The sequence below is a fragment of the Litoribacillus peritrichatus genome, from assembly GCF_039537985.1.
Classification (GTDB): Bacteria; Pseudomonadota; Gammaproteobacteria; order Pseudomonadales; family Litoribrevibacteraceae; genus Litoribacillus; species Litoribacillus peritrichatus.
The window spans coordinates 327,937-353,517 of sequence record NZ_BAABBN010000004.1 but is presented as its reverse complement, the minus strand read 5'-3'; the positions used below and the strand labels follow the sequence as shown (position 1 = coordinate 353,517).

The following is a 25,581-nucleotide window of genomic DNA, read 5'->3' as shown; positions in this document are numbered from 1 at the left end:
AATTCTTAGCAAAGCAGCACAGGTTACTAAGATGTCTCTTTACGCCACAGCGCACCATCACTTTTCTTATCCACCAGATCCAAACAGTAATTATGGTTTTCAAGCTCATCCTGCGCCGCCAGAATAACGGGTAAATCCTTCACATCAGTTAACTTTTTGTGCGCCCGAATACCGCCTGAGCCGCCCTCTCCATTATCATTTTCGTCCAAAATCAATGAAGTCTGGCCACCCGTCATCGCTAAATAAACATCGGCCAGAATCTCGGAATCCAATAAAGCGCCGTGCAATTCCCGGGCAGAGTTATCCACATCCAGACGCTTACATAATGCATCCAGCGTAGCCCTTTGACCCGGATACTTCTGACGAGCCATCGCCAATGTATCCAGGACACCGCAATGATCCCGAAGGTTGAACGGTTTTCCGGTCAGTAACAGATATTCATTTTCCAAGAAACCAACGTCAAAGGGCGCATTATGAATGACAAGCTCTGCCCCACGAACATAGTCCAGGAACTCATTGGCGACGTCCTTAAACAAGGGTTTATCTGCCAGAAACTCATTGGTGATACCGTGAACCGCAATTGCATCTTCCGGTACATCACGCTGAGGATTGATATAAACATGATAGTGATTACCCGTCAGCTTACGGTTAATCAGTTCCACACAACCGATCTCAATCACACGGTCGCCCGTTTTGGCATTAAGACCCGTTGTCTCGGTATCCAGTACAATTTGACGATTAGCCATTACAACCTCATTTATTTCAATTCATCCACGCCTAAATTGGCTAATTGATCAGCGATCTCATTTTCTCTGTGGCCGCTGTGGCCTTTCACCCAACGCCACTCCACCTGATGTTTCGACACCAGGCTATCCAGTTGTTGCCATAAATCTGCATTTTTTACCGGTTGTTTCGATGACGTTTTCCAGCCATTCTTTTTCCAACCATGAATCCATTGAGTAATGCCTTTGCGAACGTATTGCGAATCCGTGGTCAGCCGGACATTCGCGTGCCGTTTAAGAACCGCCAACCCTTCGATGGCGGCTTTTAATTCCATCCGGTTATTGGTGGTATCGCACTCCCCACCGTGTATCCTCTTTTCTATGTTGCCATAACGAAGTAAAGCTCCCCAGCCGCCCGGGCCGGGGTTACCCCGGCAAGCGCCATCGGTAAAGATTTCAGTGACGATGCTTGCTGGCATGGCCGTTTGTGACATGACTGCTCCTGATATTTGGGGCTTCTTTGATGGTTCTTCCTGCAAGAGGTAATCCGGTAAACTCTCTTCGGCGCCAGCTCTTTTGAATTGGCGTTAAACAGGGAACCTCAGGCTTACATACCAAGGCATAGCTTGCACCGGGCCAGTAGCCCGAAGAAAAACTCTTACTATTTAACTTAATTCCGATGCCCCATCGGCTGAATATATTCTGCCAAGGAAAAAGCGCGCGGGTATAATACGCTCTGGTCACTTTGCAGTCGAGCATCGTCAACCAGTCAGCCACACGCCAGGGACTGATGAACCGGGATAACCAAGGAATTTTAGTACTCCAGCGGCCAAACAATGCCCGCCCTATACCCCACAATGAGAAAGGATTGAAGCCCACAACCACCAAGTGACCAGAAGGTTCTAAACAGCGAACGGCTTCCCTCAGGGTTTGATGCGGCCACTGCGAAAACTCAAGAGTATGATGAAGCACCACCACATCCAAAGAATCATCTTGAAACGGCCACTGCACAGGGTCATGAACAACCATCGGCAACTCAGTGGCTGCTCCCGCCACTTTTGTGGTGGCGTCCACCTTTAACCACCAACGATGGGCATTCCTAGAACCTGCTACTAATGCGTCCGGTTGACTCAATGATGAAATAGCTAAGGCATATCCCCGCAAACCGGGTAAGATGCTGTTGAATAATTCCGTTTCCTGATCCAGCAGTTTTTTACCCATTGGACTGACTAACCAATCCTGCCAGGCCAAATTGACAGAAGCGGTATCGGAATATCGATGCGCGTGATGTTTATCGGTTTGCATATTTCAAGCTACTCAATCACTGGATTTGTTTGTTAACTCAACTTAAATTATAACCACTCTCTCAAATACAACGACAAAAAAGCCTTCTCTTATGCCTGAATCAACTGTATCCGTTTTACCTATCTACGCCTACACAGACAACTATATATGGTGCATCACCAATGATAATCATCAGGCTTGGGTCGTTGATCCTGGACATGCAGGTGTGGTTGAAGACTATTTATCCTCAAACCACCTTAAATTAAAAGGTATTTTAGTGACGCACCATCACTGGGATCATATCACCGGCATTAAAGAGCTTATTCAGAACCGAGACATCCCGGTGTATGGCCCGGACAGTGATAAAATTTCAGAAATTACGAATACGGTATCCGAAGGAGATCAACTCTGTATTTTTGATCTTCCGGTTTCCATCATGGAAGTACCAGGGCACACCAAAGACCATATCGCGTACCTTATGCAAACATCAAACGACAGCCCGACCCTATTTTGCGGTGATACTTTATTCAGCGCAGGCTGTGGCCGAGTGTTTGATGGAAGTGCGGAACTATTATTTAGCTCACTGAACCGAATTAACCAACTGCCGGAAGATACACAAGTGTTCTGCACGCATGAATACACCACCGCTAACTTAAAGTTCGCCTTGGCCGTTGAGCCTGACAATCAAGCCATTCAAAAAGAAATAACACGGGTTAATCAGCTCGACCTAACCTCCTGCCCCAGCTTGCCCACAACCTTAAAAAAAGAACGCAAGATCAATCCTTTTATGCGATGTGCACAACAGTCTGTTCAACGTAATGTAGCTCTAGCCCAGAAAATTGGGGCCGATAGCCTTACCGAAAAAGACTGTTTCATAGCATTGCGCCGTTGGAAAGACACTTTCTAGACGACTATACATAAAATGAACTGCCCTATTTTATGAGCGTCAGGGGTAGGCTATACTGGGCGCATTTTTTGCACCGACATTCATCCATCTTTAATAAATTGCGTGTATTTATGGCCCAGACAATTAAGTTATGCATCTTATCTGCCTTTGTAATGCTCAACGCCTCCGTACTTTCCGGGTGCGCCCAGCTTTCTACGACAACGTCGAACGGTTACGAAACCCTGTTTGGTAATAAGCACGACTCAAAAGATGAAACAAACGACTCTCTATCCAATAACGCTTCCACCAAACACAAAACCCCTTCTTACGCTTCAGAGTTAGATAAAGCACCTGCCAGCATTTACAATTTCAAAGACGATACCTTTGCTGGTCCTGAGTACTACGACAATTTGTGGGACAGAATCCGAGACAATATGCAACTTGAGCGGGACATCAGTCAGCCCCGAGTCATCGCCCAAATCAACTGGTATAAGCGCCACCCCAAGTACTTCGTAAGAATCAGCCAACGCGCTGAAAAGTATATGTATCATGTGGTACAAGAGATCGAAGAACGAGGCTTGCCAGCTGAACTGGCGTTGCTTCCCATTGTAGAAAGTGCCTACGACCCGTTCGCCTATTCCCACGGTCGTGCCTCGGGCTTATGGCAGTTCATTCCAAGCACAGGTCGATACTTCAATCTGAAGCAAGATTGGTGGTACGACGGTCGCAGAGACATCATCTCATCCACAGATGCAGCACTGACATATCTGGAAAATCTCAATAAAAGATTTGATAACGACTGGCTACTGGCCTTGTCTGCCTATAACGCGGGGGGCGGCAATGTATCCAAAGCCATGCGCAAAAACAGAAAAAGAAATCGTGCCACTGACTTCTGGTCTCTTTCTTTGCCTCGAGAAACATCCGCATACGCCCCCAAAATAGTCGCTCTGGCAGAATTACTGGCCAACCCGGAAAAATACGATATGGTCTGGCCTTATGTGCCGAACCAACCCTTCTTTAAAGTGATGGAAATCGACAGCCAAATCGACTTAGCCCAAGCCGCAGACATGGCCGAAATAGAAATCGACGAACTTTACAAACTGAACCCGGCGTTCAACCAATGGGCAACTCACCCGGACGGGCCGCACCGCATTCTTGTACCTCTTGAAAAACACGACGTGTTCACCGAGAACTTTGCAGCACTGGATAACAAACAACGCGTGCACTGGAAGCGCTATAAGATACGCTCCGGCGACAGCTTAATCACCATCGCTAAAAAATTCCGCACCACCCCTCAGGTCATCCGCGAAGTGAACAATGTTCGCAACAACATGATTCGGGCAGGAAAAACGCTATTAATTCCAACATCCAGCAGAGATATGGATGAATACACACTCAGCGCAATTCAGCGCCTCAATAAACGACAAAGCCGATCCCCAGGAAATGGCCGCCATAAGTCGAGCTACGCCGTAAAGTCTGGAGATAGTTTCTGGACCATTTCACGTAAGTATGGTGTGGGTGTCCGAGAGCTGGCTAAATGGAATCAAATGGCGCCAACGGACCCGTTGAAAATCAATCAAAAACTGGTTATTTGGACGAAAGCACCAAAAACTCAGAAAAATGGCCAGAAGGTTATACGCAAAGTGGGCTATAAAGTTCGCAGAGGCGATTCTCTCGCCCGCATAGCCAGCAAGTTCAGCGTCTCTGTGGGCGACATCAAACGCTGGAATCCAAAAGCGGACTCAAAGTACATCCACCCAGGCCAATCCATTACGCTGTACGTTGATGTCACTAAACTGAATTAAATTTAACGTTACTCTACTCAGAGTGCGGTCTCCCAACGCACTCTGAGATCTTGCACTGCACAAAAAAAATAATAATTATAAAAGTCCACCGAGGCTATAAACAAGGAAGGCAAAGATGAACCGACTGATACGAATCTGTCTTGTATTATTGACGCTTACGCTCTCTTCTTCCGTAGTTTCCTCAGAAACCCCAATAATCAAAACACATGCCTATGCTCTGCATGGATCGCCCAAATACCCTGCCGACTTCAAGCACTTTCATTACGTTAACCCCAATGCTCCAAAAGGCGGCCATATAAAAGTCATGGCCACAGGTACCTTTGACACCCTGAACCCGTATACATTAAAAGGCAACAGCCCGTATAAATCGCCAGGAATGTTCAAGTATGGGGTAGCAGAACTGAACGAAACCCTACTGACCGGCTCCGAGCACCCAGGCATATCCGGCGATGAGCCTCAAACAGGTTATGGACTGATTGCTGAGTTCATCGAATACCCTACCTCGCTTGACTGGGTCAGGTTCCATATTCGTCCCGAAGCCCGGTTTCATGACAACAGCCCGATTACGGCTGAAGACGTTATTTTTTCGTATGAAACCTTAATCAAACACGGCCACCCTCAATTTCAGAACAAACTGAGAGCCGTCGGCCAACCCATTGCCCTCAGCGCTCGGGTGGTTGAGTTCCCACTGAAAGGCCTCGATAAACGCGCCCTCCCACTAAGAATTGGCGAAATGCCCATTCTGTCAAAAAACTTCTGGCACGGAAAAACGTTTGAAAAGAGCCTGCTTGAACCACCGCTGTTGAGCGGCCCATACCAGATAGAAACCTTTGACTGGGGAAAAACGATTACCTTTAAACGAGTAGAAAACTATTGGGGCAATAACCTTCCGGTTAACCAAGGGCGATTTAACTTTTCCAGCGTCCGCTTTGACTTCTATCGAGACTTAACCGTCGCATTTGAAGCGTTTAAAGCTGGTAACTTCGACATATACCTTGAGTACATCTCAAAAAACTGGGCGACCGGCTACGACTTCCCTCTGCTGAACCAGGGAAAAATCATAAAAGAAGAAATTCCGCATCAATCTCTGGCGGGCAGTCAGGGCTTTTTTATGAACACCAGAACAGAGCTGTTCAAGCATGTAAAAGTACGGGAAGCCATTGGGCTGATGTTTGATTTTGAATGGACCAACAAGCAACTTTTCTATGGTGCTTATCAGCGATCCAACAGTTATTTTGCCAACACTGAATTGGCACAAACCGGCCTGCCTCAAGGTAAAGAGCTGGACTACCTCAAGGAAGTGAAACAGCACTTACCGGAAAAGCTGTTTACCGACGCCTTTAATCTGCCAAAAACCAACGGTTCCGGGAACATTCGCCGAAAAATAAGGCAGGCTTTATCTCTGTTTAAACAGGCAGGCTGGACACTGAAAGAAAACCAGCTGACCCATCAAAAAACCGGTGAAGTTTTTGAGTTTGAGATTCTCATCCGACAGCCAAGCTTAACCCGGGTAGTGAACCCCTTCATTAAAAACTTGTCCAAAATAGGCATCAAAGCCACAGCCAGGGTGGTGGACCCAAGTCAATACAAGCAACGCATTGACGACTTTGATTTCGAAATGACCACCTATGTACTTGGGCAAACACTGTCCCCCGGACACGAACAAAAACTGTATTTTCATTCCGAAAATGCGAACGTAAAAGGCAGCTTAAACTTAGCCGGCATCGAAAACCCGGCCATTGACCATTTAACAAACAAGATAATTGCGGCCCAAACACGAGAAGAACTGGTTGCCGCCAGTAAAGCACTTGATCGTGCACTCTTATGGCAGCATTATATGATTCCAAATTGGCATATATCTCACCACAGAGTGGCCTACCAGTCATTTTTTGGCCGACCAAACACTCAGGCCATCTATGATCTGGCGTTTGATACCTGGTGGATAAATGAGACCAAACAATAATAAAGGGAAATTATGCTTTTAAATTTTGTAACAGCTAACAATGAACGTCTTTCTTTAAAAAGTTCACTTAAAAATCTATCCGTCGTTACCCTTTTATCTATTACTGTCAGTTCCTTCACTCAAGCAGCTGAAGATGAATCCCTGAAAAAACCTCAGGCAATTCATCAGTCTCATGGCATCGCCATGCACGGTGACCTTAAATACCCTGATAATTTTAAGCACTTTGATTACGCCAACCCGGATGCCCCCAAAGGTGGAGAAATCCGACGAGCGTCCCGAGGCAATTTTGACAGCCTCAATCCTTTTATTCTCAAAGGTACACCGGCCTCAGGCCTGGGCTATTTAGGCCAAGGTCTGTTTTATGACTCCCTGACCACTCAATCCGAAGATGAACCCTTTTCGCAATACGGTGCCATTGCCAAAACCATCATCTGGCCTGAAGACCGATCCTACGTTACCTTTAAGTTGGAACCCAACGCAAAATTTCATGATGGCGAAGCCATTCGTTCGGACGACGTAAAGTTTTCTTTCGAAACACTTACCCAACAAGGCCACCCGCTCTATGCGTCCTATTACGGAAATGTCACTTCCGTCGAAACACCGGACGAATTCACGGTAACATTCCGTTTTAAAGACACCACCAATAAAGAACTGGCTTTGATTATGGGGCAACTCCCTATTCTGCCGAAACATTATTGGCAGGATAAAGAGTTTAATAAAACCACCTTAACTCCCCCTGTGGGCAGTGGGCCATACACCATCAAATCCCTTGATCCAGGTCGATCCATTGTCTACGAACGAGTGGAAGACTGGTGGGCAAAAGATAAAGGCATCAACAAGGGACGCTTCAATTTCGACGAAGTCAAGTTTGAATATTTCCTCGATGACAACGTCATGATTGAAGCGCTGAAATCCGGTGTATTTGACTTTCGGGTTGAGAACTCAGCCAAAGAGTGGGCAACGGCCTATAACGGCAAGTTATTCAAAGAAGGCAAAATGGTCAAAGAAATGATCATGCATGACAACCCAAGCGGTATGCAGGCTTTTGCCTTTAACACACGAAGAGCCCCTTTCAATGACATCAAAGTCCGGGAAGCGCTGAGTTACCTGTTCGATTACGAATGGACGAACAAATCTTTGTTTTATGGTTCTTATACACGTACCGACAGCTATTTTGAAAACTCAGAATTGGCCTCTTCCGGACTGCCGGAAGGCAAAGAATTGGAACTGCTGAATAAATTCAGAGATCAATTGCCCGAAGAAGTCTTCACCAAGGAATATAAAATCCCGACCACCGATGGCAGCGGCAATATTCGTAACAACCTGCGTCAGGCCATTCGGATTCTGAAAAGCGCAGGCTGGCAGCTCAAAAAAGGCAAACTGGTCAACTCAGACGGCAAGCAAATGAAGTTTGAGATATTACTGGCCCAACCAACCTTTGAACGCGTGGTACTGCCCTTCCAGAAAAATCTTCAGCGAGTGGGCATTGATGTCAATATCCGAACCATTGACGTTCAACAATACATCAAACGACATCAGGAATTTGATTTTGATTTGATCGTAAACTCATTTGGCCAATCCAGTTCCCCCGGCAACGAGCAACGTGACTTCTGGCACAGCTCCCAAGCCGACAAGAAAGGCTCCCGAAACGTCATTGGCATTAAAAACCCAGTGATTGATGAATTAATCGAATTAGTGATTCAGGCGCCAACTCGAGAGGCTTTAGTGACCAGAACCCGCGCACTGGACCGGGTGTTACTCTGGAACCACTACGTCATTCCTCAATGGCACTTACCCGCCAACCGAGTGGTTTATTGGAACAAGTTTGACTTCCCCAAAGGCGTAACAACCCATTCACTCTCGCCAAACACCTGGTGGTATGACCCGATCAAGGCTGAAAAACTGAAATAAGCATCATCACTTTTATTAACAAAAATTAGAAAGCAGTAATCATGGCAGCCTACATCATACGAAGATTATTACTGATGATTCCGACCTTGTTCGGAATCATGTTAATCAATTTTATTATTATTCAAGCCGCCCCTGGAGGCCCTGTTGAGCAAATGCTTGCCCAATTGCAAGGCCTCGACACAGGCGTCGGTTCACGTACCGGCAGTGCTGGCAGCAGTGAAATTTCCGGTGGAGCTTCCGGTGGCAGCAGCCAATACCGAGGAGCGCAAGGCCTAGACCCCGACCTAATTGAACGTATTGAAAAAATGTACGGGTTTGATAAGCCTGCGCACGAGCGCTTTTGGGAAATGTTAGGAAATTACATTACGTTCGACTTTGGAGACAGTTTCTTCAAAGACAAACCAGTGATCGATCTGATCATTGATAAGTTGCCGGTTTCAATTTCATTAGGACTTTGGTCCACCTTACTCATCTATCTGATTTCAATTCCTTTGGGCATAAAAAAAGCCATGAAACACGGTTCTTCATTCGATGTCTGGACCAGCTCCATCATCATTGTCGGTTATGCCATCCCCGGATTCTTATTTGCAATTATGTTGGTCGTTCTGTTTGCTGGCGGTTCGTATCTGGACTGGTTCCCGCTGCGCAGTTTAACCTCATCCAATTTTGACGAACTCAGTACCTGGGGGCAAATCAAAGACTATTTCTGGCACATTACCCTTCCGGTCATTGCGCTGTCCATCAGTGGTTTCGCCACCATTACCATGCTGACCAAAAACTCATTTTTAGACGAAATCGGCAAACAGTATGTACTGACTGCCAGAGCCAAAGGCCTGGCTCCGAACCAAGTACTCTACGGCCATGTGTTCCGTAATGCGATGCTGATCATCATTGCCGGCTTACCGGCGGCACTGATCGGTATCTTTCTGACCGGATCGCTGCTCATCGAAGTGATCTTCTCTCTGGATGGCCTCGGTTTACTCGGTTTTGAATCGGCGCTGAACCGTGATTACCCTGTGGTCTTCGGCACCTTATTTATGTTCACCTTGCTCGGCCTGATATTGAAATTAATCAGTGATATCAGTTACGTGATCATTGACCCTCGAATTGATTTTGAAAGCAGGGAGGGCTAATCATGTTTGCGAATATCAGCCCTATCAATCAGCGACGTCTGGCACAGTTCAAAGCAAACCGCCGGGGTTATTGGTCCCTGTGGATCTTCCTGGTCCTGTTTGTACTCTCTTTATTTGCCGAATTCATTGCCAACGATAAACCCATTTTGGTGAAATACGATGGCGGCCTCTACACTCCGGTGTTAATCGACTACCCCGAAACCACCTTCGGCGGTGACCTCGACATTTTAACCGATTACAGTGACCCTTATATCTCAGAAATCATCGAAGAGTCTGGTGGCTGGATGATTTGGCCTGTCATTCGGTACAGCTACGACACGCACATTTACGACTTACCGGTTCCGGCGCCGGCGCCGCCTTCAAGTAACAACTGGCTAGGCAGTGATGATCAGGCCCGAGACGTCATGGCCCGTGTGATCTACGGTTTCCGAATTTCTGTCCTGTTCGCGTTAACGCTGACCATCGTCAGCACCGTCATTGGCATCATGGTGGGAGCCATCCAAGGCTTCTACGGCGGTAAAATTGACTTAATCGGGCAACGCTTGATCGAAGTCTGGTCTGGGCTGCCAACACTGTATTTACTGATTATTCTATCAAGCTTTGTAACCCCGAATTTCTGGTGGTTATTGGGCATTATGCTGCTGTTCAGTTGGATGCAGTTGGTGGATCTGGTTCGGGCCGAATTCCTGAAGGCCAGAAATCTGGAATACGTAAAAGCCGCTCGTGCCTTAGGCCTTGGCAATCACGCCATCATGTTTAAACACATGCTTCCGAACGCCATGGTAGCCACATTAACTTTTATGCCGTTCATTTTAACAGGCGCGGTGACCACGTTAACGTCTCTCGACTTCTTAGGCTTTGGTATGCCAACAGGTTCTCCATCATTAGGTGAGCTGGTAAAACAGGGCAAAGAGAACCTACAAGCGCCTTGGTTAGGCATTACCGCCTTCGTGACCTTATCCGTCATGCTGACTCTTTTGGTGTTCATTGGCGAAGCCACACGTGATGCCTTTGATCCTCGTAAACAGAAATAAGAAATGCAGGCCAAACTATGACAGACCAATCCAAACAAAACCTGCAACCGATTTTACAGGTAAAAGACCTCTCCGTGTCGTTCAACAACGGCGTTGAAGTAACCCGGGCCGTCAAACAAACTTCATTCAACCTTTACCCCGGCAAGACTTTGGCTCTGGTGGGCGAAAGTGGTTCTGGTAAGTCTGTATCTGCCCTTTCAGCCTTACAACTCCACCCCAAAAGCAGCGTGCAGTATCAGGGGGAAATACTGTTTGAAGGTCAGAACATCCTTGAACTGAATGAGCTTGAAATGCGCGCCATTCGAGGCAACCGCATCAGCATGATTTTTCAGGAGCCGATGACGTCTCTAAACCCCCTCCATACGGTCGAAAAACAAATCACAGAAGTGCTGTCACTTCACAAGGGGTTAAAAAATTCTCAGGCACGAAAGCGTGTTTTGGAGCTTTTAGATTTGGTAGGAATACCTTCGCCGGAAGAGAGTTTGAAAAAGTACCCTCACCAAATGTCCGGCGGTCAGAAACAAAGAGTCATGATTGCCATGGCTTTGGCGAATGAGCCCGATATTTTATTGGCGGATGAACCCACCACCGCGCTTGATGTCACCATTCAAAAACAAATTCTTGAACTGCTCAAAGAACTTCAACAAAAAGTCGGCATGTCGATTTTACTGATCACCCACGACCTGAACGTCGTACATCGCTATGCCGATGATGTCTGTGTAATGAAGCACGGCGATTTATTGGAATCTGGAACCACCCGACAAGTATTCGATGACCCACAACATGAATACACCAACACCCTGTTGAATGCAGATCCGAAAGGACTGCCTGTCACCATTGCATCCGACGCACCGGAAATTTTGAACACAAATCAACTGGCCGTTCGCTTCCCGATCAAGGGCGGGATCTTAAACCGGGTCAAAGATTACTTTAACGCCGTTCAAAACGTTTCCGTCGATGTTAAAAAAGGCGAGACCTTAGGCATCGTAGGAGAAAGCGGTTCAGGAAAAACCACCCTATGCCATGCGATCATCCGTTTAATAAACAGTGAAGGTGACATCCTGCTCAACAGGGATCGGCTGGATCAAATGAACCAGAAACAACTGCTCCCTTTCCGTAAAAAAATGCAGATTGTCTTTCAAGATCCTTATGGCAGTTTAAGCCCAAGAATGTCCATTCAGGAAATTATCGAAGAAGGCCTGGAGATTCATGAGCCGCAACTGGATGCCAAAGCCCGAGAGCAAGCGGTGATTGATGTTTTGCAAGAAGTTGGATTGGAGCCTTCCGTTCGGAATCGTTATCCCCATGAATTTTCAGGCGGCCAAAGACAGCGCATTGCCATAGCCCGAGCCGTCATCCTGAAACCAGAGCTGATCGTATTAGATGAACCGACCTCCGCCCTGGATCGAACCGTTCAAACCCAGGTATTGGATTTGCTCAAAAATTTACAAAGTAAGTACAAACTTACTTACCTGTTCATCAGCCACGACCTTGCCGTCGTAAAGGCAATCAGCCACCAATTGATCGTCCTGAAAGAGGGCCATATTGTTGAACAAGGTCAGGCCGCTGATGTATTCGAAAGCCCAAGCCATGAGTACACAAAAACCCTGATGGAAGCCGCATTTTACGAGGCCACAGTATGAACACATCACAAACGTTTCAGCTTCTCAAAGGCAAGCGTGCCTTGATCATCGGCCTTGCCAGCAAGCACTCCATTGCAAAAGGAATTGCAGAAGCCTTTCACCAGCATGGCGCTGAGTTAGCACTTACTTATCAAAGCGAAAAACTGAAGCCGCGTGTTGAAAAATTTGCGGAAGCATGGGGAGCACAGCTTGTTCTTCCTTGTGATGTGAGCTGTGATCAACAAATAACAAACGTCGCCACAGCCATTAAAGAACACTGGGGCGAGTTTGATATTCTGATTCATTCCGTTGGCTTTGCCCCGACAGAAGCACTCGACGGAACCTATCTGAACAACACCACCAGAGAATCCTTCAAAATTGCCCATGACATCAGCAGCTACAGTTTTACTGCGCTTGCCAGCGAATTGGCACCAATGATTCGTCCAGGCGGGAGTTTATTAACCATGAGCTACCATGGCTCACAGCAAATCATCCCGAACTACAATGTAATGGGTTTGGCAAAAGCCAGTTTAGAAGCCAGTGTTCGCTATCTGGCAAATGATTTCGGACCAAACAACATCCGGGTAAACTCTATCTCTGCCGGGCCAATCAAAACCTTGGCCGCCGCCGGCATTAAAAACTTCAGAAAAATGCTGGCCGACAGTGCAGAGGTAGCACCTTTAAGGCGAGGCGTTACCATTGAGGAAGTCGGCAATACAGCTACCTTTTTATGTTCAGAGATGGCCAGCGGCATTACCGGTGAGATCATTTACGTCGATGGAGGGCTGAGTAAAGCAGGCATGGCGCCCGTTTAGAAACGCAGAAATGAGCGCTTGAATAAGTTAAACATTCATTCGAACCACCAGTCATAACCAGAATCATCAAGCGATGACTCTGGTTGTGCTAGTCTAAAGCCTTTAGTTCGCTTCTTTTTCTTTACTTAATCCCAATTTCCGCATCTTTTCCACAAGCGTGGTTCGTCGCAGTGAGAGCTTTTCTGCAGCACGAGCAACAACGCCGTTGGCATCATCCAAAGCTTGGGAAATAAGAGACTTTTCAAGACGCCCTAAGTAATCTTTTAGGTCTATCCCGTTCACGGGCAATAACGCTGTCGCTTCAGGGTCAACCATGCCGGTGTTAGTGGCGGCTGGTATTTCCATTGGTTCCCCAGCGTCATGATCCTCTTCAAAGCCCTCTAAATGACGAAACTTATTCGGAAGTTCCTGAACACCAACCACCCCGTATGGATGCATAATGGCCATTCGTTCGACCAGATTTGCCAGTTCACGAACATTTCCAGGCCACTCATGACGGCATAAAGACATAATGGCTGCGGAGTTGAAACGAATAGAACCACGCTTTTCATTTTCCAAACGAGAGATAAGCTCGTTCAATAACAGCGGGACATCTTCAATTCGATCTTTCAACGGAGGCATTTCAATCGGGAAAACATTCAGTCGGTAATACAAATCTTCCCGGAACTCACCTTCGTCGATCATGCTCTCCAGGTTTTTATGGGTCGCAGCAATGATACGAACGTCGGTTTTAAGGGTTTTGGTACCGCCCACTTTTTCATAAGTTCGTTCCTGAAGAACACGCAACAACTTCACTTGCATGGTCAATGGCATGTCGCCAATTTCATCCAAAAACAATGTGCCGCCTTCCGCCATTTCGAAACGCCCCGAGCGGCTGGAAATTGCCCCGGTAAAAGCGCCCTTCTCATGACCGAATAATTCACTTTCTAACAGCTCAGCAGGAATGGCACCGCAGTTGACCGGAACAAAGGGGTTCGCTTTTCGAGGAGAATTGTGATGAAGGTTGCGGGCAACCACTTCTTTACCCGTTCCGCTAGGCCCTGTAATCAAGACACTGGCGTCTTTATCGGCAACCTGCGCCATCATCTCACGGACATGCTGAATGGTCCTGCTGGTCCCCACAAGGCTTCTGAACAGCTGGACTTCTCGTCGCTGTTGATGACCCCGGCTCAAATCGTATTGTTCACGATAAATCTGAGCCCTATGGATATGATCCATTAACTTATTATACGTTGCCGGCCAGGTTAACCGACCAATACACATTCTTTGCAGGGCACCTTCTGAAATTTCACGGCCATCGTCATCGCTGCCACGCAGTAAAATCGCAGGAATGGCCTGATCTCTTTCTTTAAGATTAGCCAATAACGCTTCGGTGTTTGAGCAATCACCAATAACGGCCAGCACTTCCGGAGAGTAAGCGCCGGAGTCCGCACCTAATGCAGGATCACTAACGGAAGCGTCACACACGGAAGACCAACTGGCTTCATCCGCTAATAAGAATTCTTCACCCAAAAAACCTAAAACTATGCCTATTTGATTGCGGCGTTCTTCATTATTATCAATCACCAGAACTTTTACTTCGCGCCACATAGATATAAAACCCACCCCTTGATAGTTTGGCTTTTTCAACCAAACGCAGTTTTAAATCGCCTGACATCTCTTCTGGAATCAGTGCGCCAAAATTATTTCTTTTTTTGTACCGAAAAAGTAAAGCCGAGGATGCCAGAAGAGTCAACTAAATGACACTATTAAAACAGAAAAATAATTAACTTTTTGTTTTTACTGGCATTAAACAGAGGACACGTCTTAGCAAGATGAATCACTTAACCACTAAAACTGACAGTTTTGATAGGCTTGAGCACTTGTCTTTTGTCGATTAAACCCTTTGAGTTCTGCCGCTATTTGATCTCGATGCGCCTCACAAGCGGCTACCGCATGCTTGTACAGTTCAAGCAGCGGAATAATGGCGTCACGAACGATAATCTGATTTCTTGAGGCATCTGCGACAGCCTCTTCAACCAATGTCCGGCACTTTAAATCAAGCGTACTCAATTCTTCCCAATCGTCATTGGAGAGAGCCAAGCGCATCGCCTGTTGGACATCGGCAATTCTTTTTGTAACGTCTGTCATTTTTCTCTCCAGATCTTAAATCAAAACGATTGAGTATTACGCAGTAGCCGTCGTGCCATTATAAGTCGGCTCTTGTTTAGGCTGAACCACTTGATCACGAATGTCGTCCCAGGCTTGCTGAACAGGCGTTATCAACTCAACCACCTCATCAACAAACTTCACTTCATTCTGTAAATTGGCCTGCATCAACTGACGGGCACAATAATCATAAAGCGCAGCCAAGTTTTCAACCAACTCTGGGTTATGCTTTACGTCCAGGCAATCGCTTAATGCCTTTAATATCTCAACAGACTTAGTAAGCAACTTGCCCTTTTGTTCAAATTCCCGTCTTTCAATATGACCACGAGCCTTTGATAAATTAGACTTCAACGCATTATAAAGAAGTTGAATTAAGCGATGAGGATCGGCATCAACAATACCCGTTTGTTGATTCACTTTATTGTATTGGTTCATACGATTTGCATATGTATTCATGATCGCAGCACTCTTTTATTAAAGTCTAAGACGTCTATATGTAATATAGTTTAACGGCTATTCTTTGAAAAACTTTAACCCAAGCCTCTCGCTTATTTGTAACAGTTTGAATCTGAAAACCACAAAGTGAGGGCCAACGCTAAACCGCCTTATTTATCCGAATTCGTGAATGAGTTAACAATGGCCGCCAATTGAGTGGTGACGAACTGTTCGGTGTTTTTTAGCTGTGAAACACGAAGATCAGCAGAGATAAATTGAATCGTTAACTTATCTTCCAAAGCCTTTAAGCGATCCTCCATGCTACTGCGAGCATCATCAACCGACTTCAGTTCGGTTTTAATACTGTCCGTTTTATTATTGATTAAACCATCAAATGCTAAGAACCCGTTAAAGAGAGAAACCAACTCATCCGCAACACCGGAAACATAGTTAGCGGTTCCTGTTATTTCCGTTTCACCTGGCTGGAAGTCATTCACTAAAGCATTTAACACCACGCCATCGGCTGCATTATCAGGATCATCCAGCTCTAAGCGATTGCCACTTGCCGTCACGCCGGTTGTAGTAAAGTCTTCGCCCGCTTTACTCAAAGAGCTGTTTAAACTGAAGCCCAGGTCGGTACTGGAATTGGTATCCAGTGACGCAAAAGATACCGTGGATGAAGTACCCTTTGAGTCCGAGGTAATAATCAACTTATCTGTGTCAAAACTGACCGTAACGGACTTACCCGCCGCCAGTAACGTTGGATCTGCATTAATTTGGTTTTGGACCTCAGTCGCTAAATCTCCACCAGAGGCATAGGCTTGCTGAGTCAACGATAAAATACCGGAAGTGATGCCATCCACACTGATCGAGAACTCATCATTATTGGCATCAACAGTGAACGGAAATGAACTTAAAACAGACAAAGCCGTAAAAGTACCGCTGGACTCGGTTCCCTTCATTCCGACACCATTAATGGTGCCTTCTGCGTCTTTGCCCGCAACCGTTGTACCATTCGTCAAAGAGAAACCAAAGTCATTTTCAGTTGAGGCGGCAATTTCAGTAAAAGCAACGGAAGATGAGCTCTTATATAGGTCCGAAGTAATACTAAAGCTATTGGTGCCACTGTCGTAAGCAACCACAACACTGGCTGAGTTATTTTTTAAGGTACTGTCATTATTGATCTGCGACTGAATCTCAAGCGCCAAAGCAGCTCCGTCATAAGCGCCCGCTGTCAAAGTAATTTGGCCCGACGCGACACCGTTGACTTCAAGTTTAAATGCGTCATTAACGCCAGCCGTGACAGTGAATGAGTCAGCAGGGAATGACACAGCTGTTACACCTGTATACGACCCCTGAGATGCAAGCTGTGTGATTGAATAATCATAAGAACCTGGCGCAGTCGTTCCTGAAACCACGCTTTTAAAATCAACACGAGACGAGGAGCTTTCTAACTTTTGAGAAAATATGGCCGCGACGTCTTCAGGAAACTCATCAAAAACTTTATTAAACTTATCCTGATCGAACTCGTATACATTTTCAGTCTTAGAAAGTGTCAACCCCAGCTCCGCCAGAGAACGAACATTTGCGTTTTCCATTCCGGACACTACCTGACCAAAAACAGAATCCACCTGATTTTCCAGATTTCTTAAAGTGCTGTCACCGAGTAGAAGGCCTGTTTCAGGGTTATCCGGATCAAAAGTCGAATACTCATCCATCAACTCTTTAAAGCCATTATAGGCATCCACTAAATCCTGAATTCGTTCTCCGACCACTGAGGCATCACGAGTAACCTTAATTTTTGCACTGCTTGTGGTCACCCCATTCAGATCAAGCGTTACACCCGAAATAACATCATTAATTTTGTTAGAAGAGCTAGTAATCGCCAGCCCGTTCACTGTTAGCATTGCATCCTGAGCATTTTGCGTTTCTGTCATGAACCGCTCAGTTGCAGGATTTTCTGTATAAGTAAGCTGCGACAAACCTGCATTATCTGTTGTATCTGAATCTCCATCAACTTGAGCCGTCACGCGTATCGCGTTTTCAGCACCTGTTTCCTCTGAAGAAAATACCAATACAAAACCAGAACCTGTATCTACTACATCGGCACGTATACCCGTATTTGTTGTTTCTTCATTTACAGCCTTTGCAATACTATCTAAATCTCCGGAAGTAATAGGTACGGTAAAACTACCACTGCCATTGTTATCAAAATTGATTGTATCGTCCGATGTATCCCCAGGAGTTCCATTGTCATTAGTCGTGGTATATGTACCGAGTTCAAACCTCAAAGTACCAGTACCAAGAATATCCGAATCTCTGGTGGCAAACGTTCCTGATACCAGTGAGTGAGCTTGAGCTGTCTGACTGACATCAACGGTATACTCAGCCAAAGGCGCACTGGAAGAAGCAGAAACTTCAATCTCTGAAGCAGAAGAGGAAACATCGGTGCCCAACAAAGCATTAGGGTTGCTTAGAACACGAGCGGGTAAACGAAACTCTTGCAAAGAACTTTGAATTTTCCCATAGGCGGAAAGCTGCGCATCTAAATCCTCTTTCTCACGATCGAGGCGCAACTCAGTTGGAGCACGTTCAGCCTCAACCAGCGAATCAATCAATTCACTTGTTAAAACTCCCGAACCAATACCAATTGATGATACAGCCATAATATTTCCACCTTTCTAAAAGCAAAAAACGCCAGTCAAGTCATTGATCTTTCCATGACCTGCCTGCCGTTCTGCAATTACCGGGCCAGCATAACCATCCCGTAAATCATTAATGGTTATACTGAGATCTGAAACAACTGAACAGGTTCATCTTGCTCCAGGCTTCTGGCCAATTTAATCACCACATCATCCGGAATTTGTCTGATAACCGTATCAGAACTGGCATCCAGAACAGTAACAATCGCCTCACCAGAATCTTCATCAACCTTAAACTGAAGCTTACGATCTACCGTTTGAATGTAGTCATTCAACTGCTCTACCGCATTACTCAATTGTTCAGGTTCTTTTTTTGCAGATACCGCAGGCACATCCTTGCCACCTAGAGTCACCTCATCGTCGGCAAGTTTTTGCACTTCGTTAAACTTATCTGGTTTAACGGCTGAGCCTTGTGAAGCTTTAGTATCTGTTTTCGTACTTGAGCTATTTGAAGTAGTCATTCCGACCAACGGACTTAAATCAGCCATGACCCCCTCCTTAATATATTTTTAAACCAAAAGCGAGTGGGGTTTAACCCCCACTCTTTCATAAGCCTCAGATTAACCCAATAGTGATAACACCTGCTGTGGTCGGGCATTCGCCTGAGCCAATACAGAGATACCAGCCTGGATCAATACCTGAGTACGAGATAGCTCTGCGGTCTCGGCTGCGAAATCCGCATCCTTGATTCGAGAGTTAGCAGCACTCAAGTTCTCTTTCGTGATCGCCAGATTACTCACGGTAGAGTCTAAGCGGTTCTGAGTCGCACCCAGATTAGCTCGTTCACTTGCAACTTGGCTCAGAGCATTATCAATTGCACTCAACGCTTCGTTTGCCCCTTCAACTGTAGAGATATCCACATCCTTAAGGAACTGGCCACTTTCAGAGCCACCGAACGTACCGGCAGTCAAACCTAGCGCAGACAATTGAGAGGCACCATTCGCACCGGACTCAACAGTAAATGACCCTGCGGCTGACAACTTAACTGTAGAGTAAGTAGTCTCATACAAGTTTGCTTCTACCGCTTCTGCATCGGCGTACACGGCCAAACCAGCTTGTAATGTAGTAAAGTCACCACCACCGATACCATCAACTTCGGTATCCAGTCCAAACAAAGCAGAGATGGAATCACCAGCACCAAGAGCTGCAGCATCATTCGCTGCCGCGTTTGTATCAACCGCGACGGATATTGCGCGACCATCTGCAGCTGTTAACGTTAATGAAACACCATTATCCTCAGCAACAACACCTGTCTGGCCACTCTTCGCATTAATTGCTGCTAATGTATCAGCACGCGCCTTATCAAAATCAACAGCACCAGAACCATCATCTACCAGTGTAGTTGTTCCAATTTCAACACCATTGATATAAACAGTACCGGAATCGCCAATATCAGCTCTTGTCTTAGCATATTCCAGCGCTGAGCCCGTTCCACCTGAACCACCTACCAAGGTAGTCGCCTGAACTTCTGCAGTTACACCGGTTTCAGTCGAGTTTTTATTAATAGCGGCTGCAATTGCGATACCGTTTGCTCGAGTATCTACGGATGTAATCAAGTCACCACCAGAGCCCAGAGTAGCCGTTGCAGTATCGTCCGCAGCGTTTGCCGCGCCAATAGCAACACCTTCAATGATTAAGTCACCACTTTGCAGCACACTGTCCTGAGTAAGACCAACGGTTTGTGAGTTACCATCAACTAGGTTAGTACCACCAGTATCCGTTACAGAAACAGTAGAACTGCCTGTTGCTAATTGCTCAAAAGCCAATTGCCCGGTAAAGACATCGTTACCTGCTGCTGCAATTGTAGACTGAGCACCTGTATCACCATTGACACTCTCAACTTCAATCGCTCCACCCACTGCTGCAATCTTAAATGCAGCGGCTGCGGTATCTGCACTTCGGATATTCAAAAGAATATCATCATTGTCCGCATCATAACTTGCCGTTATATCAAAGTTCGAACCCGTATAATCTGTCGCGTTAATCGCAGATACAAGATCCCGGGCGGATGAACCAGCTACCAGTGCGTTACCCAAGCCAACAGCACCATTACCGAAAGTAATGTCTGTCAGAGTTGAAATACCAGAAGAAGCCACATCAATGACAACATCCAACTGCTCATAAGCAAACACGCCAGTATTTGCTACAGAACCATTCACAGTCGCAGCAAAATCAGCCAACGTATCTGCTGCCGCGTTAGCCACTGCAGTATTTGAAGTATCATCAAAAGCCACACTGAAGGTCGCAACTGTACCGGTTTTAACTGTGGCATTATCATTCGCCGCTGTACCACCGGTCACTGAGTTAGTTGAATCACCAATAGCAACACTGTCCGAAACCAAAGCAGCACTGCTTGAACCGTATGTACCAGCCGTTAGACCTGCATTAGACAAATCGCCCGTACCAGTACCATCACCACCACTGATTACAATCTCAGACGTACCACTGGTTGTGCTTAGCGTAAAGCCACCCTCATAAGTCTGTACTGTCGGGGTACCTAAGCCTGAGTCACCACCCAATGCCAAACCTGTATCTCGGGCAAAGTTTGCTTCATCACCAGCTGCATAGTTTGCAAAGTCGTTGGTTAAGTCCGCACTTAAAGTCACATTTCGGCCGTCTGCCGCTGTCAGGATAATACCGTTAGCATCCTCCCCTGTATCAACAGCTGTAATACCAGTAGAACCACTGATGCTGTTAATCGCCTGAGTAATACCTGAACGAGTCGCTGCAGTATCATTTGCAGCAATCGAAATCTCGACAGAAACACCGTTAATTACAAGAGTACCCGCATCGGCCGCCGCTGCAGCAGATTGAGAGCTACCTGAAACAGTATTTTCGTTAACCGTTGCCTGAACGCCTGTTTCTTCTGTGCTCTTATTAATAGCCGCTACTTTAGCAATCGCCGATGCTGCGGCATTATCTGTAGATGCGGTATCGTCATCTTTAGATGAAGAACCGATCGCAATCCCGTTAATGAACAAATCACCATTACTGATGGCATTATCAGAACCGACCGCACTTAACCCAGCGGTATCTGCAACACCTAATGTATCAGTAGTAACAGCACCAATATTAACGTCCAATGTATCGCCTGCATTAGCGCCTACCTGCAAAGACGTAGCAAATGAACCGTCTAAAAGGTTAATGCCGTTGTAGTTGGCGTTATCTGCTGTATTTTGAATCTCATCGAGTAACTGCTGTGCTTCAGCATTCAGTGCATCACGATCAACATCTGCGTTAGTACCGTTGGCAGACTGCACCGCTAGCTCTCTAACACGCTGTAGGTTGGTTGTAATTGAATCCAACGCACCTTCTGCTGTTTGAGATAGTGAAATACCGTCACCTGCATTTCGAATTGCTACATCAGTACCACTGATCTGCGCTTCAAAACGTGTGGAAATTGAAAGACCCGCTGCATCATCCTTCGAACTGTTAATACGAAGACCAGAAGAAAGACGCTGCAAAGCGGTATCGTTGCCCGACTGGGCTTTATCTAAGTTACGCTGCGCATTCAACGAAGCGATATTTGTGTTAATAATCTGTGGCATGGTTGTTTCTCCATTCAATACCGCCGCAAGCGGCCTTGGCATTGGGCTCTTTTGGCCCTAATTTTTAATCTTCAACAGGGTTAGCGGCACTTCTTTTGAAACCTTTAGAACATTTTTTCATCGATTACAAAAAATTACTTACCGCCTACTTCTGTTCAAATTTGCTATCGGCCAACCCTTGCCGTGACTTTAGAAAAACAGGCTACTTTTCGACCAGAGCAGATAATCGCTCACCACATAACACGATAACCCATTGATTTAAAATACAAAAAAAATCTGGCATACCTTTAGCATAAAGCTTTTCATAGCTCTAATGCGTGGTGATTCAATTCCGCATAGGAGTTTCCTTAAAGAAGTTAAAGCGCTGAAAACCTAAAGAAGCGCAATAACCACGCATTGATATGCAAGACATTAAAATAAAATAGGAGAGCGTTATGCCTCAGGTCATTAATACCAACATTGCTTCTCTGAACGCACAGAGAAACTTGAACCAATCACAAGCGGACAACCAAACCGCGCTGCAGAGATTGTCTTCTGGCTTACGTATTAACAGTGCAAAGGATGATGCGGCAGGCTTAGCGATCTCCACACGTTTTGATGCGCAAATCGAAGGCACCAATGTTGCCATTCGAAACTCATCGGATGCCATTTCATTGTCCCAAACGGCTGAAGGCGCGTTAAAAACCGTTACTGATGCCTTGTTAAGAATTCGGGAACTGGCACTTCAGTCCGCAAACGGAACCTATGACGACATTGATCGTGAAGCCCTTAACTCAGAAGCTCAGCAACTGATCGATGAAGTTCAGCGTACGTCTGAAACCACAAACTTCAACGGCCGTAAACTTTTAGACGGATCGTTTGATACGCAGTTTCAGGTGGGGGCCAACGCAGGTGAAACCATTGATGTCACCATTGGCAAACTGACCACTGATTCTCTGGGTGGTGGCGATACGGCAGGCATTAGTTCGATAGCCACCGATGAAAAGATCACCAAAGGTGATTTAGTCATCAATGGTGTAACCATTCAGTCTTCCGTTTCATCTTCAGACAGCGCCTCATTTGCCAATGCTGACGCCTCATCGATCGCCAAATCAGCCGCGATTAACGAACATACCGATGAAACCAACGTAGTAGCAGAACCGAATACTACCGTTGCCGAAGGCACCACCCAAAGAACAGGCAGTACCCTCGCAGGCACTGCCACCAGCCCTGCCACTGTTCAGCTGAACGGTGTGGACATCACCGTCAGTTGGGGTGGCCAAAACGGCGATGCTGACAGAGCATCCGTGATTGAAGCCATCAATGCAAAATCAGACCAAACAGGTATTGTTGCGGTTGATTCGGGCTCCGCTGTAAACGGTATTTTTCTGGAAGCCGATGACGGGCGAAACATCACCATCACTGGTGTTTCCGAAGCCATTGCTGAGGCAACCGGGCTTCCTCGCGGCGAAATTGCCAACCAGTCAATTACACCGGCAGGTTTTGTTGGTGACTATACGGCAGATACTATTGCCATCACATTTACAGACAAAAACGGCAATACAGTCACCAACGCTTCTCAAACCATTACCCTTGGTGCTGCTAACTTTGGTGGTAACACCATTGCACAAAGTGCTGCTGCACTGACCACTATTTTCACCAGCAACGGCGTTGACCTGGAAGCCATAGTTGATCCAAATAACGCGGCCAACATTCTCTACAGAGCGACAGGGGAAGCAGCCGCCAGTGGTTATAATTTCACCATCACAGGTAACGATGCCAGCGGTGGCGCAGGCGACGTTGCCGAACTGTTCAATAACGCGACGGTACAAACCACCAATGGTCGGGACGGCACCTATGAAGGCGGTTTCACTCTTTATAATAAAACCGATGGCGGACCAGTCACTATTGATGGCGGCGACGGCTCAGGCAGCGGCGACTTAAATAACGTAGGTTTAGTCAGAGGCGAATATGAAACCGGCATTGCAGCATCTACAAGCCAGGAACGTATTGCCGTTCGTGGCCCTCAAGAGCTGATTACTTCGTTCAACGGCAATGGCACAAACGTTACTGCAAACGGACTGTTTGATTTCAACACCAACAATGCCACCTTTGACTTTGTCGTGCAGGACGCCCAAGGCAATACAGTATTCAACGGCGATAACATTGTATTCGCCACTGATTTATCCGGTGCTGCAGACCTGAACGCATCCACTGCGCTGGCGGCACCCGCCCTAGACGTTGCCATTACAGCCGCCATCGCGGCCGCAGGTTTAACAACCGCGCAATTGGATGTGGTCGTCACCGGTTCCACCGATGGCACAGGCACCATCACCTATGAAATGACAGGCACCCTGGTGGCCAACGGCACGAATATTCAGGTCTCAGATTTCCAGGGCGCTGCCAATGCTGATATCAACATGGCAGCCTGGTACGGTGAAAGCACAGTAACAGACACAGTAGACTCGACGGAAGGTACTGATCTGCCACAAGCGCTAGACGAAGGTGACTTAGTACTGAACGGTGTAGTTATCAGTGCTTCACGCTCATTGGATGACACCGCATCAGACGATACCGCCTTTACTTCTGACAGAGCATCCAGTGGTATTGCTTTAGGCGCCGCAATCAATAGATCAACAGAGCAAACAGGTGTTACAGCGACAGTAAACCCAACCGAAGTCACTGGTGGTTCCTCTTCAGCCAGCGCCCCTATTGGCAGCACTGGCACAGTATATATTAACGGCGTCCAAACCAGCCTGGTTGCAGGTACTGGAGACAGTGAGTCCGATAGACTTTCCACAATTAATGCCATTAATGCCATCACCGGTCAAACCGGAGTCGTTGCTGAAGATAACGGTACATCAATCACACTGACAGCCGAAGACGGCAGAAACATATCTGTTGCCATTGATACCAACGATACGGCCAATGGATTTACAGCAGCTCAGGCATTAGCGTTTACCCAAGGAATTGGCTTAGACAGCTCTATTGATGGCATTGGTTCCGGCGACTTTGCGGCAACGGCGACTTACATCAATGCAGCAGAAACCACCTATTCAACACTAACGCTGACCTCTGCTGAACAAATTGAAATTGGTCCAGGTTCTAATGGCCCAGATGCTCTCACTGAGATTGGATTCAACTCTGGCGAGTACGGTGGAGCAACGGAAGGGACTTTCATCAAAGACATTGATATTTCAACGGTTGAAGGTGCCGTAGAAGCCTTAGCGGCAATTGATAATGCTGTGGCTTCAGTGAACTTTGAGAGAGCGAACCTGGGTGCCTATCAGAACCGATTTGAATCCACCATTGAAAGCCTGTCAATCACGTCAGAAAACTTAAGTGCTTCGAATTCTCGAATTCGGGATGCGGATTTTGCTGCAGAAACCGCAGAATTATCCAGAACTCAGGTGCTGCAACAAGCAGGTATCTCTGTGCTATCACAAGCAAATGCACAACCGGAGCAGGTACTTAGTTTACTGCAGTAAACTCAATCACCTAACTGACCTGAAACTATTGGCCCAACAGGCATTGCCTGCTGGGTCTTTTTGCTTTTCACCTCTGTTTTTACTTCTCTGTCTTTGCTTATCTGTC

18 protein-coding genes are annotated in these 25,581 nt (G+C 46.5%); 9 read left to right on the top strand and 9 right to left on the bottom strand.

Annotation, left to right across the window (positions count from 1 at the left end):
• Positions 1-26: 26 nt before the first annotated feature.
• The 3 genes from dnaQ to ABD744_RS02750 are packed head-to-tail and all read right to left on the bottom strand — an operon-like array spanning position 27 to position 2,027.
• Positions 27-746 carry a DNA polymerase III subunit epsilon gene (gene dnaQ, locus ABD744_RS02760; RefSeq protein WP_344795226.1) on the bottom strand — a complete coding sequence of 240 codons (720 nt, stop codon included), beginning with the start codon at positions 744-746 and terminating at the stop codon, positions 27-29.
• Positions 747-757: 11 nt separating this feature from the next.
• Positions 758-1,216 (bottom strand): ribonuclease HI, encoded by a 459-nt coding sequence (rnhA, locus tag ABD744_RS02755; RefSeq protein ID WP_344795224.1) that lies wholly within the window; start codon positions 1,214-1,216, stop codon positions 758-760.
• On the bottom strand, positions 1,179-2,027 hold the full coding sequence (locus tag ABD744_RS02750; protein WP_344795222.1) for a class I SAM-dependent methyltransferase: 849 nt from the start codon (positions 2,025-2,027) through the stop codon (positions 1,179-1,181). Before ABD744_RS02750 ends, rnhA begins: the two co-directional genes overlap by 38 nt.
• Before the next feature lie 91 nt (positions 2,028-2,118).
• On the opposite strand from ABD744_RS02750, the gene gloB reads away from it, so the two are divergent.
• From gloB to ABD744_RS02710, 8 genes are all read left to right on the top strand, one after another.
• The gene (gloB, locus tag ABD744_RS02745; protein WP_344795220.1) at positions 2,119-2,913 is read left to right on the top strand and encodes a hydroxyacylglutathione hydrolase; all 795 of its coding nucleotides are present in this window, start codon (positions 2,119-2,121) and stop codon (positions 2,911-2,913) included.
• A gap of 110 nt (positions 2,914-3,023) precedes the next feature.
• Complete coding sequence (locus ABD744_RS02740) at positions 3,024-4,697, top strand: lytic transglycosylase (RefSeq protein WP_344795218.1); 1,674 nt, start codon at positions 3,024-3,026, stop codon at positions 4,695-4,697.
• Between the two features lie 115 nt (positions 4,698-4,812).
• On the top strand, positions 4,813-6,660 hold the full coding sequence (locus ABD744_RS02735) for an extracellular solute-binding protein (RefSeq protein ID WP_344795216.1): 1,848 nt from the start codon (positions 4,813-4,815) through the stop codon (positions 6,658-6,660).
• Between the two features lie 12 nt (positions 6,661-6,672).
• Positions 6,673-8,571 carry an extracellular solute-binding protein gene (locus ABD744_RS02730; RefSeq protein WP_344795214.1) on the top strand — a complete coding sequence of 633 codons (1,899 nt, stop codon included), beginning with the start codon at positions 6,673-6,675 and terminating at the stop codon, positions 8,569-8,571.
• A 41-nt stretch (positions 8,572-8,612) separates the two neighbouring features.
• Positions 8,613-9,704 (top strand): microcin C ABC transporter permease YejB, encoded by a 1,092-nt coding sequence (locus tag ABD744_RS02725; protein ID WP_344795212.1) that lies wholly within the window; start codon positions 8,613-8,615, stop codon positions 9,702-9,704.
• A 2-nt stretch (positions 9,705-9,706) separates the two neighbouring features.
• Entirely contained in the window at positions 9,707-10,738 is a 1,032-nt protein-coding gene (locus ABD744_RS02720; RefSeq protein WP_344795210.1) for an ABC transporter permease, read from the top strand.
• A gap of 17 nt (positions 10,739-10,755) precedes the next feature.
• Positions 10,756-12,381, top strand: a complete 1,626-nt coding sequence (locus ABD744_RS02715) for an ABC transporter ATP-binding protein (RefSeq protein ID WP_344795208.1) — start codon at positions 10,756-10,758, stop codon at positions 12,379-12,381.
• The gene (locus tag ABD744_RS02710; protein ID WP_344795206.1) at positions 12,378-13,175 is read left to right on the top strand and encodes an enoyl-ACP reductase FabI; all 798 of its coding nucleotides are present in this window, start codon (positions 12,378-12,380) and stop codon (positions 13,173-13,175) included. The genes ABD744_RS02715 and ABD744_RS02710 overlap by 4 nt, the downstream gene beginning before the upstream one ends.
• A 102-nt stretch (positions 13,176-13,277) precedes the next feature.
• Here the strand turns inward: ABD744_RS02710 and ABD744_RS02705 are convergent, their stop codons facing one another.
• From ABD744_RS02705 to ABD744_RS02680, 6 genes are all read right to left on the bottom strand, one after another.
• Positions 13,278-14,765, bottom strand: coding sequence for a sigma-54 dependent transcriptional regulator (locus ABD744_RS02705; RefSeq protein WP_344795204.1), 1,488 nt, complete (start codon positions 14,763-14,765; stop codon positions 13,278-13,280).
• Positions 14,766-15,005: 240 nt separating this feature from the next.
• Complete coding sequence (locus ABD744_RS02700; protein ID WP_344795202.1) at positions 15,006-15,305, bottom strand: flagellar protein FliT; 300 nt, start codon at positions 15,303-15,305, stop codon at positions 15,006-15,008.
• A gap of 36 nt (positions 15,306-15,341) precedes the next feature.
• Entirely contained in the window at positions 15,342-15,779 is a 438-nt protein-coding gene (fliS, locus tag ABD744_RS02695; protein WP_344795200.1) for a flagellar export chaperone FliS, read from the bottom strand.
• 149 nt (positions 15,780-15,928) lie between these two features.
• Entirely contained in the window at positions 15,929-18,424 is a 2,496-nt protein-coding gene (gene fliD / locus ABD744_RS02690) for a flagellar filament capping protein FliD (RefSeq protein WP_344795198.1), read from the bottom strand.
• A 116-nt stretch (positions 18,425-18,540) separates the two neighbouring features.
• On the bottom strand, positions 18,541-18,948 hold the full coding sequence (locus ABD744_RS02685; protein WP_344795196.1) for a flagellar protein FlaG: 408 nt from the start codon (positions 18,946-18,948) through the stop codon (positions 18,541-18,543).
• Positions 18,949-19,020: 72 nt separating this feature from the next.
• Positions 19,021-22,008, bottom strand: coding sequence for a flagellin N-terminal helical domain-containing protein (locus ABD744_RS02680; protein WP_344795194.1), 2,988 nt, complete (start codon positions 22,006-22,008; stop codon positions 19,021-19,023).
• Between the two features lie 434 nt (positions 22,009-22,442).
• On the opposite strand from ABD744_RS02680, the gene ABD744_RS02675 reads away from it, so the two are divergent.
• Positions 22,443-25,475: a flagellin N-terminal helical domain-containing protein gene (locus ABD744_RS02675; RefSeq protein ID WP_344795192.1), complete on the top strand. Its 3,033-nt coding sequence runs from the start codon at positions 22,443-22,445 to the stop codon at positions 25,473-25,475.
• Positions 25,476-25,581: the final 106 nt, after the last annotated feature.

Bases quoted from the DNA above. Each gene is read 5' to 3' on its own strand.
- dnaQ (WP_344795226.1), bottom strand. From the start codon at position 746: ATGGCTAATCGTCAAATTGTACTGGATACCGAGACAACGGGTCTTAAT.
- rnhA (WP_344795224.1), bottom strand. From the start codon at position 1,216: ATGTCACAAACGGCCATGCCAGCAAGCATCGTCACTGAAATCTTTACC.
- ABD744_RS02750 (WP_344795222.1), bottom strand. From the start codon at position 2,027: ATGCAAACCGATAAACATCACGCGCATCGATATTCCGATACCGCTTCT.
- gloB (WP_344795220.1), top strand. From the start codon at position 2,119: ATGCCTGAATCAACTGTATCCGTTTTACCTATCTACGCCTACACAGAC.
- ABD744_RS02740 (WP_344795218.1), top strand. From the start codon at position 3,024: ATGGCCCAGACAATTAAGTTATGCATCTTATCTGCCTTTGTAATGCTC.
- ABD744_RS02735 (WP_344795216.1), top strand. From the start codon at position 4,813: ATGAACCGACTGATACGAATCTGTCTTGTATTATTGACGCTTACGCTC.
- ABD744_RS02730 (WP_344795214.1), top strand. From the start codon at position 6,673: ATGCTTTTAAATTTTGTAACAGCTAACAATGAACGTCTTTCTTTAAAA.
- ABD744_RS02725 (WP_344795212.1), top strand. From the start codon at position 8,613: ATGGCAGCCTACATCATACGAAGATTATTACTGATGATTCCGACCTTG.
- ABD744_RS02720 (WP_344795210.1), top strand. From the start codon at position 9,707: ATGTTTGCGAATATCAGCCCTATCAATCAGCGACGTCTGGCACAGTTC.
- ABD744_RS02715 (WP_344795208.1), top strand. From the start codon at position 10,756: ATGACAGACCAATCCAAACAAAACCTGCAACCGATTTTACAGGTAAAA.
- ABD744_RS02710 (WP_344795206.1), top strand. From the start codon at position 12,378: ATGAACACATCACAAACGTTTCAGCTTCTCAAAGGCAAGCGTGCCTTG.
- ABD744_RS02705 (WP_344795204.1), bottom strand. From the start codon at position 14,765: ATGTGGCGCGAAGTAAAAGTTCTGGTGATTGATAATAATGAAGAACGC.
- ABD744_RS02700 (WP_344795202.1), bottom strand. From the start codon at position 15,305: ATGACAGACGTTACAAAAAGAATTGCCGATGTCCAACAGGCGATGCGC.
- fliS (WP_344795200.1), bottom strand. From the start codon at position 15,779: ATGAATACATATGCAAATCGTATGAACCAATACAATAAAGTGAATCAA.
- fliD (WP_344795198.1), bottom strand. From the start codon at position 18,424: ATGGCTGTATCATCAATTGGTATTGGTTCGGGAGTTTTAACAAGTGAA.
- ABD744_RS02685 (WP_344795196.1), bottom strand. From the start codon at position 18,948: ATGGCTGATTTAAGTCCGTTGGTCGGAATGACTACTTCAAATAGCTCA.
- ABD744_RS02680 (WP_344795194.1), bottom strand. From the start codon at position 22,008: ATGCCACAGATTATTAACACAAATATCGCTTCGTTGAATGCGCAGCGT.
- ABD744_RS02675 (WP_344795192.1), top strand. From the start codon at position 22,443: ATGCCTCAGGTCATTAATACCAACATTGCTTCTCTGAACGCACAGAGA.